Origin of the sequence: Thioclava sp. 'Guangxiensis', assembly GCF_045348365.1 — a bacterium.
Taxonomy (GTDB): Bacteria; Pseudomonadota; Alphaproteobacteria; order Rhodobacterales; family Rhodobacteraceae; genus Thioclava; species Thioclava kandeliae.
The window spans coordinates 959,628-974,089 of record NZ_CP155822.1; the positions used below are offsets into that span (position 1 = coordinate 959,628).

Below are 14,462 nucleotides of genomic sequence, written 5' to 3' on the forward strand. Positions count from 1 at the left end.
GGCCTTACTCCTTCTTCCCTCAGCCCCAAAGCGACGCTTCGGGCGGATAAACTTTACCGTCTTCGTAATGCAGCGGCTGGTCACGGTCTTCTGCCAGAAGCAGCGGGGCGTCAAGATCGACGATGTCCGCCCCCTGCGCCACGAGCGTCGCGGGCGCCATGCCCAGAGACGAGCCCAGCATACACCCGACCATTACCTTATAGCCTTCGGACAGAGCCAGATCGCGCAGCGCAAGCGCCTCGGTCAGGCCGCCGGTCTTGTCGAGCTTGATGTTGATCATATCGTATTTGCCGCGCAGATGCGCCATCGAGGCGCGGTCATGGCAGGCTTCATCGGCGCAGATCGGCACCAGACGCTCGACGCCCATCAGGCCCTCATCAGCGGCGGCAGGCAGGGGCTGCTCGACCATCGCGATATTGAGGCGCACCAGATGTTTCTGGATATCGAGGAATGTCTCCATCTCCCAGCCTTCATTGGCATCAAGGATGATCTTGGCCTTGGGCGCACCTTCGCGCACGGCCTCGAGACGCGGAATATCGTCAGGTGTGCCGAGCTTGATCTTCAACACGGGGCGATGGGCGTTTTTCGCGGCCTTCTCGCGCATCTTCTCGACTGTATCGAGCGAGAGCGTATAGGCGGTCACTTCCGGCTTGGGTGCAGCAAGCCCCGCCAGCTCCCAGACGCGCTTGCCGGCCTTCTTGGCCTCCAGATCCCACAGCGCGCAATCCACGGCATTGCGCGCGGCACCGGCGGGCAGTGCCTCCTGCAGCTCCATACGGGTGATACCGGCGGGCAGCGAATTGATCTGCGCGGTCACACTATCGAGCGTCTCGGCGTAGCGGGCATAGGGCAGGCACTCGCCCCAGCCGGTCAGGCCATCGCGGTCGATCCGCACGGTCAGCACGTCGGATTGCGTGCGCGAGCCGCGCGAGATGGTGAATGCCTCGGCGAGTTTGAAACTGTCGGGGGTAACTTTGATCATGATATCTTCCTCACTCTGGCTCTGGCCATGCGTTCTGACGGCCCTTCGACCGGCAAGCTAAGACTTTTTGCGAGAGTGTCAGTAAAAACCCGCCGAGACGTGATCCCGGCGGGTATAGGGCTTACTCGGCGGCGACGGCGTCGAGAGCTTCGAGCGCATCGACCAGCGGACCGGCACCGAAGCGGAAGGGGTCGGTTGCGGGAAGGCCCATTTCGGCTTCGACCTTGGCCAGATAGGCTTTGGCTTCGGCTTCCGGCATATCCTTGGTGTTCACCGAGACACCGACAACCTTACAGTCGGAGTTCGCGACCTGCGCCAGTTGCAGCGCCAGATCGGCCACGGCCTGGATCGACGGCAGCTGGTAGCCCGGCAGACCACGCATATGCGCACGGGTCGGCTCGTGGCAGATCACCAGCGCATCGGGTTGGCCGCCATGGATCAGCGCCATGGTCACGCCCGAATAGGACACATGGAACAGCGAGCCCTGACCCTCGATCAGATCCCAGTGATCATCGTCGTTATCGGGGGTCAGATATTCGATCGAGCCGGCCATGAAATCGGCGATCACGGCATCGAGCGGCACACCGTCACCGGTGATCAGGATACCGGTCTGGCCGGTGGCACGGAAGCTGGCCTTCATGCCGCGCTCGCGCATCTCTTTTTCCACGCAGAGCGCGGTATACATCTTGCCGACCGAGCAATCGGTGCCCACGGCCAGCATGCGCTTGCCGCGGCGCTTCTCGCCATTGGCGATCGGATATTTCACCGAAGGGATACGCACGTCATGCAGCTGACGGCCGTGTTTCTCGGCAGCGGCCACCAGATCGGCTTCTTCGCGCAGCAGGTTATGGAGGCCCGAGGCCAGATCCATACCGGCTTCGAGCGCCTTAATCAGAACTTCTTTCCATGCTGCGGAAATTACGCCACCACGGTTGGCCACGCCGATCACCAGCGTCTTGCAGCCTGCCGCAACAGCCTCGTCCAGCGTCATGTCGGTCAGACCCATATCGGCCTTGCACCCGTCCATGCGGAACTGGCCCACGGCGAACTCGGGACGCCAGTCCTTGATACCTTGCGCCACTTTCGCGGCCAGAGAGTCCGGCGCGTCACCAAGGAAAAGCAGATACGGGGTTTCGATAAGCGCCATAACAAGGCCTCCAAATTAGTCGTTGATCCTAAGCTAGGCTCTTTTCGATGAAATTTCTTTGGTATTTGGGGATCATTCGAATGATAATTCTGAAATATATTTTGTCAAAAGGCCATTTGGCCGATTTTATTTGCACGATGCCGGAAATTCGTCGGAGATTGAGCGGTGATTTTAATGATTCAAGCAAGACTGTGCCGCATAAACGAGTCGTTCATTCTGCAATGCAGAAAATCATTGAAAATCGGCTCGCAACAATATACCAAACGAAGCATCAGGATAGAAACATCATTACCGGAGGACCGATGAGTTTCCGCATCCAGCCCACCCCGCCTGCCCGCCCGAACCGGTGCCAGCTCTTTGGCCCCGGTTCCAACACGAAGCTCTTCGCCAAGATGGCAGCCTCTGCGGCGGATGTCATCAATTTGGACCTCGAAGATAGCGTCGCGCCCAATGATAAGGCGGTTGCCCGCAAAAACATCATCGCCGCCAGCCACGAGATCGACTGGAACACCAAGTATCTCTCGGTGCGGATCAACGCGCTCGATACGCCCTACTGGTATCGCGATGTGGTCGAGCTTTTGGAGGAAGGCTCGGAGCGCATCGACCAGATCATGATCCCCAAGGTCGGCTGCGCAGCGGATGTCTATGCGGTGGATGCGCTGATTACCGCGATCGAAGCCGCCAAGGGCCGCCAGAAAAAGGTCAGCCTCGAGGTGATCATCGAATCTGCCGCCGGTATCGCCCATGTCGAGGAGATCGCGGCCTCCTCGCCCCGCCTGCAGGCGATGAGTCTCGGTGCCGCCGATTTTGCCGCCTCGATGGGGATGGCGACCACCGGTATCGGGGGCACGCAGGAAAACTACTATATGCTGCATGAGGGCGCGAAATACTGGTCCGACCCGTGGCATTGGGCGCAAACAGCGATTGTGGCGGCCTGCCGCACGCATGGGCTCCTGCCGGTCGACGGCCCGTTTGGCGACTTCTCCGACGACGAGGGCTTCCGCGCACAGGCGCTGCGCTCGGCCACGCTGGGCATGGTCGGCAAATGGGCGATCCATCCCAAACAGATCGCGCTCGCCAACGAGGTCTTCACGCCCTCCGAGGCAGCGGTGACAGAAGCGCGCGAGATTTTGGCGGCGATGGAACAGGCAAAATCCGAAGGCGCTGGCGCGGCGGTCTATAAGGGCCGTCTTGTCGATATCGCCTCGATGCGTCAAGCCGAGGTCATCGTGCGACAGGCCGAGATGATCGGCGTGTGATTACGTCAGCGGGAGCCGGATCTCTGTCCGCAGCTCCCGCTCGGGCACTTCTTCGGGATTGTTGAGATAGACCTCATAGGCCACCAGCCCGCGATGGGTCTCGCCCGAGGCCGGATACCATTCGTCGCCCAGCTTGGCATAGGCCTGCGGTAGTTGCCGGTAGGAGCCTGTCACTTCCAACACCGCATAACGGCCCTCGGGATAATGGATTTCCCTGAGGGGGGCGACGATGGGACAGCCCTCGGACACGATGAAACAGGCATCCGAACGCAGCTTGTCCACAGGGGTCACACGCGGATTGTCGTAACCTATAGCCGCCGCCCCCAGAACATGACGCCACAAAAGTCCTTCTTCGAAAACATTGACCAGACGTCCGAACGCCTCCTCCAGATCCTCATAGGCTCCGCGATGCGCGATCCCTGCCAGCCGGACGGCCGCAACATCCCGAATAGTGACCTCGCCAATCATCCTACTCTCCTCACCACCTGAGGCTCATGTAGCATAGGTTTCACATCCTCACAGCCCTACCGTTGCATTTCCATGCGCACGAGGTCATATAGGCGCCATCGAGCCAACCGGAGGGTCACGATGATCAGCTATCTCGAATTCGAAAAGCCCCTTGCCGAGATCGAGGGCAAAGCCGAAGAGCTGCGCGCCTTGGCACGGGCAAACGATGAGATGGATGTAGAGAAGGAAGCAGCCGCGCTGGACAAGAAAGCCGCGCAGATGCTGAAAGACCTGTATAAGGATCTCTCGCCCTGGCGCAAATGTCAGGTCGCCCGTCACCCCGAGCGTCCGCATTGCAAAGACTATATCGAGACGCTCTTCACCGAATTCACGCCGCTTGCAGGCGACCGCAACTTTGCCGATGACCATGCCGTCATGGGTGGCCTTGCGCGCTTCAACGACCAGCCGGTGGTGGTGATCGGCCACGAAAAGGGCCATGACACCGCCTCGCGCATCGCGCGCAATTTCGGCATGGCGCGCCCCGAGGGCTACCGTAAAGCGATCCGCCTGATGGAAATGGCTGATAAGTTCGGCCTGCCGGTGATCTCTCTGATCGACACCCCCGGCGCCTATCCGGGCAAGGGCGCGGAAGAGCGCGGCCAATCGGAAGCGATTGCACGTTCGACCCAGACCTGCCTCAACATCAAGGTTCCGATGATCTCCATCGTAATCGGTGAAGGTGGTTCGGGCGGGGCCGTGGGCTTTGCCGCAGGCGACCGCGTCGCGATGCTCGAACATTCGATCTATTCGGTGATCTCGCCGGAAGGCTGCGCCTCGATCCTGTGGAAGGATGCCGAGAAAATGCGCGAAGCCGCCGAGGCGCTGCGCCTGACCGCGCAGGATCTGAAAAAGCTCGAGGTGATTGACCGGATCATCAAGGAACCGATGGGCGGCGCACAGCGCGACCGCGCCGCGACCTTTGACGCTGTGTCCAAGGAAATCACCGCGATGCTGAAAGAGCTTGCTGGCCGTGACGGTGCTGCGCTCGTCAAGTCGCGACGCAAGAAATTCCTCGATATGGGATCCAAGGGCCTCGCGGCCTGATCCTGATCCCTGCCGGACAGTAAAAAGCCCCCGCCAGTCCTGCTGAGCGGGGGCCTTTCTTTTGGTGCGGAGCGGGATCAGCCTTTCGGATCCAGTTCGGCCACAATCGGCATCCCGGCCTCCGCCATCAGCATATTCGACCGCGTCTCGATCTGGGTCTCGATCTCTGCCATGAAGGCATCGACCTTCAGACCGGGCTCGATGGCAGGCAGGAACTCGATCACCGCCAGACCGGGTTTGCGCAGGATCGCATGTTTGGGCCAGAACAGCCCCACATTCACCGCCACCGGCACCGCCGCCGTCTTCAGCGTGGAATAGAGTGCCCCCGCACCGACCTTGTAGGGCTTGGTATCACCGGGCGCGACACGGGTGCCCTGCGGGAAGATCACCAGTTGCCCGCCCTTTTCCTGCCCTTTCTTGGCGGCTTTCAGCATCGCCTTCACCGCTGCACCGCCCTTGCCGCGGTTCACCGGAATGCAGCCGATGGCCCATGCGAACCATCCCAGAAACGGCATATAGGCCAGCTCGCGCTTCATGATGAACTTGCCCTTCGGCAGGGCCGAATAGATTATCAGGATATCCATGAAGCTCTGGTGTTTGGCGCAGACCAACACATCGCCATCGGGCACCGTGCCGCGCACCTCGGTGCGCAGCCCCACCAGCCAGCGCGCGGTAAATCGGATCCAGTGGCAGTAGGTCCGGCAGATCATCACCGCCACGTTACGCCCGCCAATCAGCGCGAACGGAAACAGGCAGACCGTCATCACGGCCATCACCAGATACATCTGGACGATAAAGACGAGCGAGCGGAGATATTGCATCAGCGGATCCCTTTCAGCATGCGCATAGCGGCAAATTGCGTGGCCCCATAGGCCACAACAGCCGCCAGAACCGGAATCAGAAGCGGCCAGAACCAACCCGCCCCTGTGAAGCCGAGCCCCGTAAGGAAGGCCCCTGCGGGGCTTGCATCGGGCAGCATCGCCACAGCGGCCATGCCCAGAAGCGTTCCGATCATCGCCCCCGCCAGTCCGCGGGCGGTGAAGCGGCGCACAAAGGCGCGGGCGATGAACTGGTCGCGCGCGCCCACAAGGCGCAGCGTGCGGATCACCTGACCATTGGCCGCCAGCGCCGCTTGCGCGGCCAGTGTGATCATCCCCGCCATGGCCCCTCCGATCAGGACAAGCGACACCAGCCCGAGCATCCGCAGCCGGCCGGCCGCCTGCACCAGCGGGCGCCGCCAGCGGGTATGGTCATCTAGCACCGCACCGGGGGCCTCGGCCTGCAGCCTGAGCCGCAGCCCTTCCACATCGATCCCCTGCCCGCTTTCGGTGATCTCGACAAGGCGCGGCAGCGGCAGCGTATCCACCGGCAGGTCGGAGCCGAACCACGGCTTCAACAGCTTCAGCATCTGGTCATCATCCAGCGCCTTGTAGTCCGAGATACCCGGCGTCTCGCCCAGCACCTTGAGAACCGCATCGACCTGCGTCTGCATCTGGTCCTCGGGCGCCGAGATCCGCACCGTGGCGGTGCGCGCCAAGGCATCGGCCCAGCGATGCGCCAGCCGGTTCGTCGCGAGCGATAGCGCCAGCGCGAAGACCGCCAGAAAGGCCATCGCGGCGGCCGTGATCAGCGTCAGCCGCGCGGTGAAACCCGTGGGCGGGACGACCCTCCCCGCCGTGCCCTGCTCGATCTTGAGGAAATTCATCATCACAGGTCCGCCCCCGCCAATTGCAACCGCCGCCCCGATATTCGCAAAACCCGCGCCTGCACCTGCGCCTTGGCCTGCCGGATCAGGTTGAGGTCATGGGTGGCGATCACCACCGTCTTGCCCATCCGGTTCAGCTCCACCAACAGCCCCAGCAGCCTGAGCGACATTTCCCAATCGAGGTTGCCGGTAGGCTCGTCAGCCAGAATGACATCGGGGCTCATCATCACCGCGCGGGCCAGCGCCGCACGCTGACGCTCGCCGCCCGAAAGCTGGGGCGGCAGGGCATTGGCCTGCGCCTTCAGCCCGACCCAGGCCAGAAGCTCGCCGATTTCCTGCGGATGCGCGGGCCGCCCCGAGACGGTCAGCGGCAGCGCGACATTCTCGATCAACGGCAAATGGTCGAGAAACTGGCAGTCCTGATGCACCACGCCGATCCGTTGACGCATCATCGCGCGGTCATCGCGGGTCATGGCGCGCACATCCTGCCCCATCAGGCTGATATGGCCCGCCACCGGCAACAGTTCGGCATAGCACATCTTCAGAAACGAGGTTTTCCCTGCGCCGGACGGGCCCGTCAGAAAATGGAACGATCCGGGGACGAGCCTGAGAGAGACCTCCGACAGAAGCTCGATCCCGTTATAGCCAATCGCGACATTTTCTAATTCGATCACCAAAGGCCCCCTCGCATCGTCATTTTTGCTCTGATCGATGCTAATACTTGGATATTGATTGGCTGCTTGCTACAACATCGTAAAATGAATTGCCAGATTGGCGGTAACGTCCCGAGCGGACATTGGGCCCATATATAGTGACCGAGGCATATCCCCAATGCGATTGACCTGCCCCAAATGCGCAGCCCAATACGAAGTCAGCGACAAGGTCATTCCCGATGGCGGGCGCGATGTGCAATGCGCGAACTGCCAGACGATGTGGTTCCAGCCGTCGGCGCGCATGCTGGCCATGCCCCATCCGGCCGAGGATCCCCGTTATGCCAAGGCCCCCGGTTTCAGCGAGGCCCCACAATCCGAGTGGCAACCGGGCGGCACGATCCGCAATCTGGCCGATGCCGACCGCGCGCAGGATCTCCACGACGATGCCATTGCCGCCGAAATCGCCAAGGCGCTCGAGGATAACAAGGCCCTGCCGGAAGAGCCCGTGATGGCAGAGAGCTCCGAGCCCGAGGAGCTCTCTGGCGATCCGGACAACGAGATCGGGGAGGAGCTTCGCCCCGCACCCCAACCGGGCCTGATGCCGCGCCGCAAGCTTGATGACGGGCTTCTGGCGATCCTTCGCGAAGAGGCAGAGCGCGAGGCGCAAGCCCGCCGTGCCGAGGGCAGTCTGCTGCAGACGCAAGAAGAAATGAACCTCGAGCCGGTCGCCAAGGCCGCCGCCAGCCGTGTGCAGGCCAAGCTGGCTCTTCTGCGCCAGACACAGAAAGCCGAAACCGCGCAGCCGGTCGAGGACCGGACCGTCGAGGAAGATAGCCCGGCGGACACCGTCTCCGGAGAGGAGGATAACTTCTGGCCAGAGGGCACGCCATGTGCCGAAACCGAGGACGGCCTGGAAGACAGATCCGCGGAATACGAGCCCGACGAGGCGATCCCCGAGGACGAGCTATCCTTTGGGGAGGACGCATTCGAGGCCGTCCTTCCCGCACCCGAATTCTCGCAGGACGACCCCGAGGACATTCCCGTCGTGGCGGCCTATGCAGAACCGCTGAGCCCCGAGGAATTTGCGAACGAGGATCCCGATTACCATATCGGCGCGACGCTGGACGAGGATGATTTTCTTGGTTCCGAAGAGCCGGAACCCGAAGCTTCCGAACCCCAAAAGCCCGAGGAAGCTGCCAAGGACAAGGCCCATGTCTCGGTCAGCTATACCGGAAACACCGCGACCGAGCCCGAAGCGCCACAAGAGCCCGAACCGGAAACGCCGGAGGAAGAAACCGAACTCCTGCATGTCGAGCCAGTCCTCGTGCCGCCTGCGCCGCCTCTCCATCCGGTCGACAAGGTCAACCATTTCAGCCGTCGCGACCAGTTGCCCGATATCGAGGAGATCAACTCCACGCTGCGCGCCACTTCTGATCGCGGTCGTCATGCCGCCGCGTTCGATGCGCCGCAGACACTGGCACGCCAGCGCAGCGGGTTCCGGCTGGGCTTCGGGCTGGTGGTAGGGTTGGCAGTGATCATGGCGGCGCTCTATCTGGCCTCGGACCAAATCTCGGCCACGATCCCCGCACTGCAGGTGCCTCTGGCAGGCTATGTCGCGGCTGTCGATCAGGCGCGTCTGGCACTTGATATACAGCTTGAGAAGCTGATTGTCTGGCTGGGCGGCACGAACTGAACGCCGCGCCGCCAAATCCCGCCCGTCAGAACCGGTCCAACAGCCGGTCGAGATAATCGCGCTCGTCCGCGCTGCGGTCGCGTTCGGCCTGACGGCGGCGGATTTCGTCCAGCAGATCGCGCGCGCGGCCATAGGGGTTCTCCCCTTGGAGCATATTCTCGTCGGTGCCCACGCGGTTGCCATCGCCCGCCGAGCGGCCGAGTGGATCCCTCGGCACCTCGCGCTGGCCATTCTGTCCGCCCTCGCCGCCGCGTGCCTCGCCCTGTTCGCCCTGCTGGCCCGCCTGACGGCGTTCCTCGCCGTTTTGTGCATTGTTCAGCGCCTGCATCCCGTCGCGCAGGGACTGGATCGCCTCGGCCTGATTATCGAGCGCACGGCCATTATCCCCCTCGCGAAGCGCCTCCTCGGCACGTTCCATCGCCTCGCCGGCGTCATTGAGACGCTTCTGCGCGCGGTCGCTTTCTTTCGAGCCCAGATCGGGTAGCAGGCCCTTCTGGCGGTCGAGTTCCTGCCGCAGCGCGCGCTGGCGCTCGGACAGGCTCTGACCAGAGCTGCCATTGCCCTGGCCAGGTTGACCCTCTCCGCTCTGCTGGCCCTGACCATTCTGCTGACCCTGCGACTGGCCCTGTTGACCCTGACCCTGCTGACCTTGGCCCTGTTCGCCATTCTGCAGATCGCGGAAGGCTTCGTCGGACAGTTCCTGCTGGTCGCGCAAGGTGTCGCGCAGGCTCTGCATCTGTTGGTTGCCCTCGCCCTGGCCCTGCGTGACCTGCATGTTTTCCATCATGCGGTTGAACTGTTCCAGAAGCTCCTGCGCCTCGGCCATGCGGCCTTCCTTCATCAGGCGCTGGATCTCGTCCATCATCTGCTGGAGCTGGTCACCGGTGATCTGCTGGCCCTGCTGCTGACCGTCCTGCGGCGGCTGGTCGCCCTGATCCTTGTTCCGCTCGGCCAGCATGCGGATATAGTCGTCGGTCGCCTCTTTCAGCTCCTGCATCAGCTTGTCGATCTCGTCCTGCGAGGCGCCGTTGCGCATGGCCTCCGACAGACGCTCCTGCGCGCGCTGCATCCGTTCGAGCGCATTGGACAGCCCGCCATCCTCGACCAGCTCGGCCATCTGCCAAAGCATATCGGCCAGCTCATCGCGCACCCCGGGCGTCTCGAGCCCCTGATCGAGCCGCCCGATCACGCCCCGCAGCAGAACCCGCACCTCGGTCGAGCGGATCAAATCGGTAGCGCGATTGTTCAGGGCCTTCAGGATCTCGGCGACATAAGGGCCATTCTCGCGGTTCCACAGCAGGTCCTGCCGCATCTCGATCAGCGCCGAGGCCAACGGATCGAAGAAGCGCCGCCCCGGTAGGGTGATCTCCTGCCAGCCGCTGCTGCCGGTCTGGCCGCGCCCGTCGGTCACATCCAGCTCGAGCTTCACCGGCAGGTTGGCCCAAGGGTGCTTCTCGGCCTGCTCGACCAGTGAACCATCGAAATCGCTGCGCGAACCGGTATAGGGCATCGGCAGATCGAAAATCAGGGTCTCGCGCGGCTCGGGATCGATTTTCAGCCCGAATTTGCGCGGGATGGCCGCCAGATCCAGCTTGATCTTCGCCTGCCCACTGGTCACGGCATAATCATCGGAGGCGTGGAAGGGCAGAACCATCGTGCCATCGGCACGGCGTTCCACGCTGCCCGTCAGCGCCACTTCGGGGGCGTTATCAGGGGCAATTATGATGTCGAACTTGCGCCCGCCATTGGCAGATATCTCGACGATCCCGTTCTGCACCGCCTCGAAATCGCGGCGCGAGACATCGGTGGTGGCCTCGGATTGCGGGACCGCCGCAGGACTAGACACGCTTTCGGTAAAGCCGATCGCGCTTGCATCGCCATAGAAGCGGAAAGAAAACCGCGTGCCCTCTGGCAACGTGAGCGTATCGGTCTTGAGATTGTTCAGGTAGAGGCCGGGCTGGCCGGTATAGCGCGGCGGCTCGGCCCAACCTTCCCAGCTGGGGCCCATCGCGGCGAGGGCGGGCGCGGTGCCGCCCGGCACAGCGCCCGGATTGAACATCCGCGCGGGCGCGCCAAAGACGAGCGCAACAACCAGCAACAGGATCGCTGTCATCCTGAGCGCGTAAGGGTCGCGCGGTGCGAGATCGGGATCGGGGCGCACTGCCTTGGCCGCCTTGGCACGCTCGGCCATGCGGGTCATATGGGCCTGCCATAAGGCCGCGGTGGCCGGATCGTCCCCGCCCAGAGCCATACCATCACCCAAAGCGGTCAGTGGACGACCTGGGAGGGTTTCATCAACCCGCGCGAGGGCCTCGGCACGGCTGGGCCAATGGAACGCTCTGAAACCAATGGCTAATGTGGCACAAAGCGCCAACGCCCAGAGGAGCACGATCCCCCAGAACACACCCGCAGGCAGTTCAGCCAGCCCGAAGGCAAGCGCCGCCACCGCAACGGCCAAGAGCGAAAGCGCGGGCCAGAAGGCACGCAAACCACGTTCGACCACAAGCCCGAGGCGGGTCTGCGAAATCTTGCGGGACACCTTCCGCAGAGCGGGATCGGTGGATGAGAGGACGGGATCAGGCTTGCGCTTTGTCATCGGTCCTTTCCGGGCGTGTCGGACACGCCCGAAACAGGGTCGTGCTTAGAGCCACTCTGGAATGCTATCGCGAGAAAGCATTTCCTCAAAGCTTGGTCGTTGGCGGATAACAGCGAAGTGATCACCACGCACCAGAACCTCGGGGATCAGCGGGCGCGAGTTATATTCGGAGGCCATGACCGCACCATACGCCCCTGCCGAGCGGAAAGCTACAAGATCTCCGGCACCTACGGGTGGAAGATTGCGGGCCTTGGCGAAAGTGTCGCCGGTCTCGCAGACAGGGCCCACAATATCGAAGGGCTCCTGCTCGACGCCGGCTTGTGCCTCGACCACCGGAATGATGTCGTGATGCGCGCCATACATCGACGGGCGCACCAGATCATTCATCGCCGCGTCGAGAATCAGGAAGTTCCGGCCCTCGCCCTCTTTCAGATAAATCACCTCGGAGACCAGAATACCGGCATTGCCCGAGATTAGACGGCCCGGCTCGATCTCGATCTCGCAGCCCAAATCGCCCACCGCACGGCGGATGACATCGCCATATTCGATCGGCAGGGGCGGTGCGTTATTATCGCGCTGATAGGGAATGCCCAGACCGCCACCCAGATCGAGACGACGGATATCGTGACCGTCGGCGCGCAGGGCGCGTGTCAGTTCGGCCACCTTGTTGAAAGCGGCTTCGAAGGGTTCGAGATCGGTCAGTTGCGAGCCAATATGCACGTCAATACCCACGACATCGATCCCCGGCAGCTTTGCCGCCATCGCATAGACAGCCTGCGCCTTAGCGATAGGAATCCCGAATTTATTCTCGGATTTGCCGGTGGCGATCTTCTCATGGGTCTTGGCATCCACATCGGGGTTCACGCGGATGGCGATGGGGGCCTTGAGCCCCTTGGCCGCTGCGATGTCCGAAATGGCCAGCAATTCAGGCTCGGATTCCACGTTGAACTGGCGGATACCACCGTCAAGCACCAGCGCGATCTCCTCGCGGGTCTTGCCCACGCCCGAGAACACGATCCGCTCGCCGGGGACGCCCGCAGCCTTGGCGCGACGATATTCCCCACCCGAGACCACATCCATACCCGCGCCCAGATCACCCAGCAGTTTAAGCACCGCCAGATTGCTGTTCGATTTGATCGCGAAACAGATCAGATGATCGGTCCAGCCAAGCGCCTCCTGGAACAGCTTGAAGTGACGTTCCAGCGTGGCGGCCGAATAGATATAGACCGGCGTGCCGACCGATTTGGCGATCTCCGATACGGGCACATCCTCGGCATGCAACGCACCATCTTTATATGTGAAGTGATCCATGAGGTCTTTCCGATACCCTGTAAGAGGACCGCCCGTGCCGGGCGGCCTGATATTATTGGTTCTGCTGTGCTTCGGCAGGCGAGACCGGCGGACCTTCGACCCCGCAGGCCGCCAGCGCCAGAAGCGCTAGGACAAGTGCAGCCTTCATGCCAGCGCCTCTTTCCAACGGGTGATCTGGGCGCGCACCTGCGCGGGCGCGGTGCCACCATATGACATCCGCGAGGCAACAGAGTTATGCACACCCAGCACCGTGAAAATGTCCTCGGTGATAGCTGCATTGACCGACTGCATATCGGCAAGCGTCAGATCCGGCAGATCGCAGCCCTTGTCCTCGGCCATTGCAACCAGAGTGCCGGTCACATGGTGGGCGTCGCGGAAGGGCAGACCCGCCTCGCGCACGAGCCAGTCGGCCAGATCGGTCGCGGTGGAAAAGCCGCTCGATGCCGCCGCTTCGAGCTTGTCGGTCTTGACGGTCAGATCGGAGATCATGCCCGCCATCGCCGCCAGCGACAGCATGAGGTTGTCGGCGGCATCAAACACCTGCTCCTTGTCTTCCTGCATATCCTTGGAATAGGCGAGCGGCAGGCCCTTCATGATGGTAAAGAGGGCCACTGTCGCACCGAGGATACGGCCGATCTTGGCGCGGATCAACTCGGCCGCATCGGGATTGCGCTTTTGCGGCATGATCGAGGAACCCGTCGACCATTTGTCCGACATTGCGACAAAACGGAACTGCGCGGAGGACCAGATCACCAACTCCTCGGCCAGACGGCTCATATGCACGGCGCAGATCGAGGACGCCGAGAGGAATTCGAGCGCGAAGTCACGATCCGATACCGCATCGAGGCTATTGGCCATCGGACGGTCGAAATCGAGCGCCTTCGCGGTCGCATGGCGATCGATATCGAACCCGGTGCCAGCCAGCGCCGCCGCCCCCAGAGGTGATTCGTTCATACGTTTGCGGGCATCGGTGAACCGGCCCAGATCCCGCGCGAACATCTCCACATAGGCCATCATGTGATGGCCCCAGGTGACCGGCTGCGCGGTCTGCAGATGGGTGAAGCCCGGCATAACCCAATCGACGCCAGCTTCGGCCTGACCGATCAGCGATTTGATCAGCCCGTCAAGCCCGTTGATTGCTGCGTCGCATTGATCGCGCACCCAAAGGCGGAAATCGGTCGCAACCTGATCATTGCGCGAACGCGCGGTGTGCAGGCGGCCCGCTGGTTCGCCAATGATCTCTTTCAGCCGCGCCTCGACATTCATGTGGATATCTTCGAGCGCTGTGGAGAAGGTGAACTTCCCCTCTTCGATCTCTGACAAAACGGTGAGAAGACCTTCCCTGATGGCGCTTGCATCGTTATCAGTGATGATACCCTGCGCGGCCAACATCGCGGCATGGGCCCGGCTACCCCGGATATCCTGTGCGGCAAGACGCTGGTCAAACCCGATCGAGGCATTGATCGCCTCCATGATCGCGTCGGGACCTGCGGCGAAACGCCCGCCCCACATTGCGTTGGAGGATTTCGGTTCGCTGGTCTGTTCGGTCATCTTTCGGCCCTGTC

Annotated in this window: 12 protein-coding genes; 3 read left to right on the top strand and 9 right to left on the bottom strand. The window is 62.3% G+C overall.

From position 1 onward, the window contains the following. Positions 1-19: 19 nt before the first annotated feature. On the bottom strand, positions 20-985 hold the full coding sequence (gene dgcA, locus ABEB22_RS04800; RefSeq protein WP_406871123.1) for an N-acetyl-D-Glu racemase DgcA: 966 nt from the start codon (positions 983-985) through the stop codon (positions 20-22). A gap of 118 nt (positions 986-1,103) precedes the next feature. Further along, positions 1,104-2,129 carry an N-acetyltransferase DgcN gene (gene dgcN, locus ABEB22_RS04805; RefSeq protein ID WP_350936624.1) on the bottom strand — a complete coding sequence of 342 codons (1,026 nt, stop codon included), beginning with the start codon at positions 2,127-2,129 and terminating at the stop codon, positions 1,104-1,106. 302 nt (positions 2,130-2,431) lie between these two features. Here dgcN and ABEB22_RS04810 point away from each other — a divergent pair, with 302 nt between their 5' ends. After that, positions 2,432-3,388 carry an L-malyl-CoA/beta-methylmalyl-CoA lyase gene (locus ABEB22_RS04810; protein WP_339114007.1) on the top strand — a complete coding sequence of 319 codons (957 nt, stop codon included), beginning with the start codon at positions 2,432-2,434 and terminating at the stop codon, positions 3,386-3,388. Here the strand turns inward: ABEB22_RS04810 and ABEB22_RS04815 are convergent, their stop codons facing one another. Then, positions 3,389-3,856 carry a GyrI-like domain-containing protein gene (locus ABEB22_RS04815; protein ID WP_350936629.1) on the bottom strand — a complete coding sequence of 156 codons (468 nt, stop codon included), beginning with the start codon at positions 3,854-3,856 and terminating at the stop codon, positions 3,389-3,391. 123 nt (positions 3,857-3,979) lie between these two features. Between ABEB22_RS04815 and ABEB22_RS04820 the strand changes: the two genes are divergently transcribed. After that, a complete protein-coding gene (locus ABEB22_RS04820) occupies positions 3,980-4,939 on the top strand; it encodes an acetyl-CoA carboxylase carboxyltransferase subunit alpha (protein WP_350936824.1) in 960 nt (319 codons plus the stop codon). 77 nt (positions 4,940-5,016) lie between these two features. Here the strand turns inward: ABEB22_RS04820 and ABEB22_RS04825 are convergent, their stop codons facing one another. From ABEB22_RS04825 to ABEB22_RS04835, 3 genes are read right to left on the bottom strand one after another with little or no spacing between them, the layout of a single operon-like run. Beyond that, on the bottom strand, positions 5,017-5,760 hold the full coding sequence (locus tag ABEB22_RS04825; RefSeq protein WP_350936631.1) for a lysophospholipid acyltransferase family protein: 744 nt from the start codon (positions 5,758-5,760) through the stop codon (positions 5,017-5,019). After that, positions 5,760-6,647, bottom strand: coding sequence for a cell division protein FtsX (locus ABEB22_RS04830; protein ID WP_406870943.1), 888 nt, complete (start codon positions 6,645-6,647; stop codon positions 5,760-5,762). The genes ABEB22_RS04825 and ABEB22_RS04830 overlap by 1 nt, the downstream gene beginning before the upstream one ends. After that, positions 6,647-7,318 carry an ATP-binding cassette domain-containing protein gene (locus tag ABEB22_RS04835; protein ID WP_339114003.1) on the bottom strand — a complete coding sequence of 224 codons (672 nt, stop codon included), beginning with the start codon at positions 7,316-7,318 and terminating at the stop codon, positions 6,647-6,649. Before ABEB22_RS04835 ends, ABEB22_RS04830 begins: the two co-directional genes overlap by 1 nt. A 157-nt stretch (positions 7,319-7,475) precedes the next feature. On the opposite strand from ABEB22_RS04835, the gene ABEB22_RS04840 reads away from it, so the two are divergent. Continuing rightward, a complete protein-coding gene (locus tag ABEB22_RS04840) occupies positions 7,476-8,990 on the top strand; it encodes a zinc-ribbon domain-containing protein (RefSeq protein ID WP_406870944.1) in 1,515 nt (504 codons plus the stop codon). Positions 8,991-9,015: 25 nt separating this feature from the next. Here ABEB22_RS04840 and ABEB22_RS04845 read toward each other — a convergent pair whose 3' ends face one another. From ABEB22_RS04845 to argH, 3 genes are all read right to left on the bottom strand, one after another. Then, positions 9,016-11,586 (bottom strand): TIGR02302 family protein, encoded by a 2,571-nt coding sequence (locus ABEB22_RS04845; RefSeq protein ID WP_406870945.1) that lies wholly within the window; start codon positions 11,584-11,586, stop codon positions 9,016-9,018. A 45-nt stretch (positions 11,587-11,631) separates the two neighbouring features. Next, complete coding sequence (lysA, locus tag ABEB22_RS04850; protein WP_406870946.1) at positions 11,632-12,897, bottom strand: diaminopimelate decarboxylase; 1,266 nt, start codon at positions 12,895-12,897, stop codon at positions 11,632-11,634. A gap of 144 nt (positions 12,898-13,041) precedes the next feature. Next, positions 13,042-14,448: an argininosuccinate lyase gene (gene argH, locus ABEB22_RS04855; RefSeq protein ID WP_406870947.1), complete on the bottom strand. Its 1,407-nt coding sequence runs from the start codon at positions 14,446-14,448 to the stop codon at positions 13,042-13,044. Between the last annotated feature and the right edge of the window lie 14 nt (positions 14,449-14,462).

What these genes read in the sequence shown, in the direction of transcription:
- lysA (WP_406870946.1), bottom strand. Translation starts at nt 12,897, where the DNA reads ATGGATCACTTCACATATAAAGATGGTGCGTTGCATGCCGAGGATGTG.
- ABEB22_RS04810 (WP_339114007.1), top strand. Translation starts at nt 2,432, where the DNA reads ATGAGTTTCCGCATCCAGCCCACCCCGCCTGCCCGCCCGAACCGGTGC.
- ABEB22_RS04830 (WP_406870943.1), bottom strand. Translation starts at nt 6,647, where the DNA reads ATGATGAATTTCCTCAAGATCGAGCAGGGCACGGCGGGGAGGGTCGTC.
- dgcN (WP_350936624.1), bottom strand. Translation starts at nt 2,129, where the DNA reads ATGGCGCTTATCGAAACCCCGTATCTGCTTTTCCTTGGTGACGCGCCG.
- ABEB22_RS04815 (WP_350936629.1), bottom strand. Translation starts at nt 3,856, where the DNA reads ATGATTGGCGAGGTCACTATTCGGGATGTTGCGGCCGTCCGGCTGGCA.
- ABEB22_RS04825 (WP_350936631.1), bottom strand. Translation starts at nt 5,760, where the DNA reads ATGCAATATCTCCGCTCGCTCGTCTTTATCGTCCAGATGTATCTGGTG.
- ABEB22_RS04845 (WP_406870945.1), bottom strand. Translation starts at nt 11,586, where the DNA reads ATGACAAAGCGCAAGCCTGATCCCGTCCTCTCATCCACCGATCCCGCT.
- argH (WP_406870947.1), bottom strand. Translation starts at nt 14,448, where the DNA reads ATGACCGAACAGACCAGCGAACCGAAATCCTCCAACGCAATGTGGGGC.
- ABEB22_RS04840 (WP_406870944.1), top strand. Translation starts at nt 7,476, where the DNA reads ATGCGATTGACCTGCCCCAAATGCGCAGCCCAATACGAAGTCAGCGAC.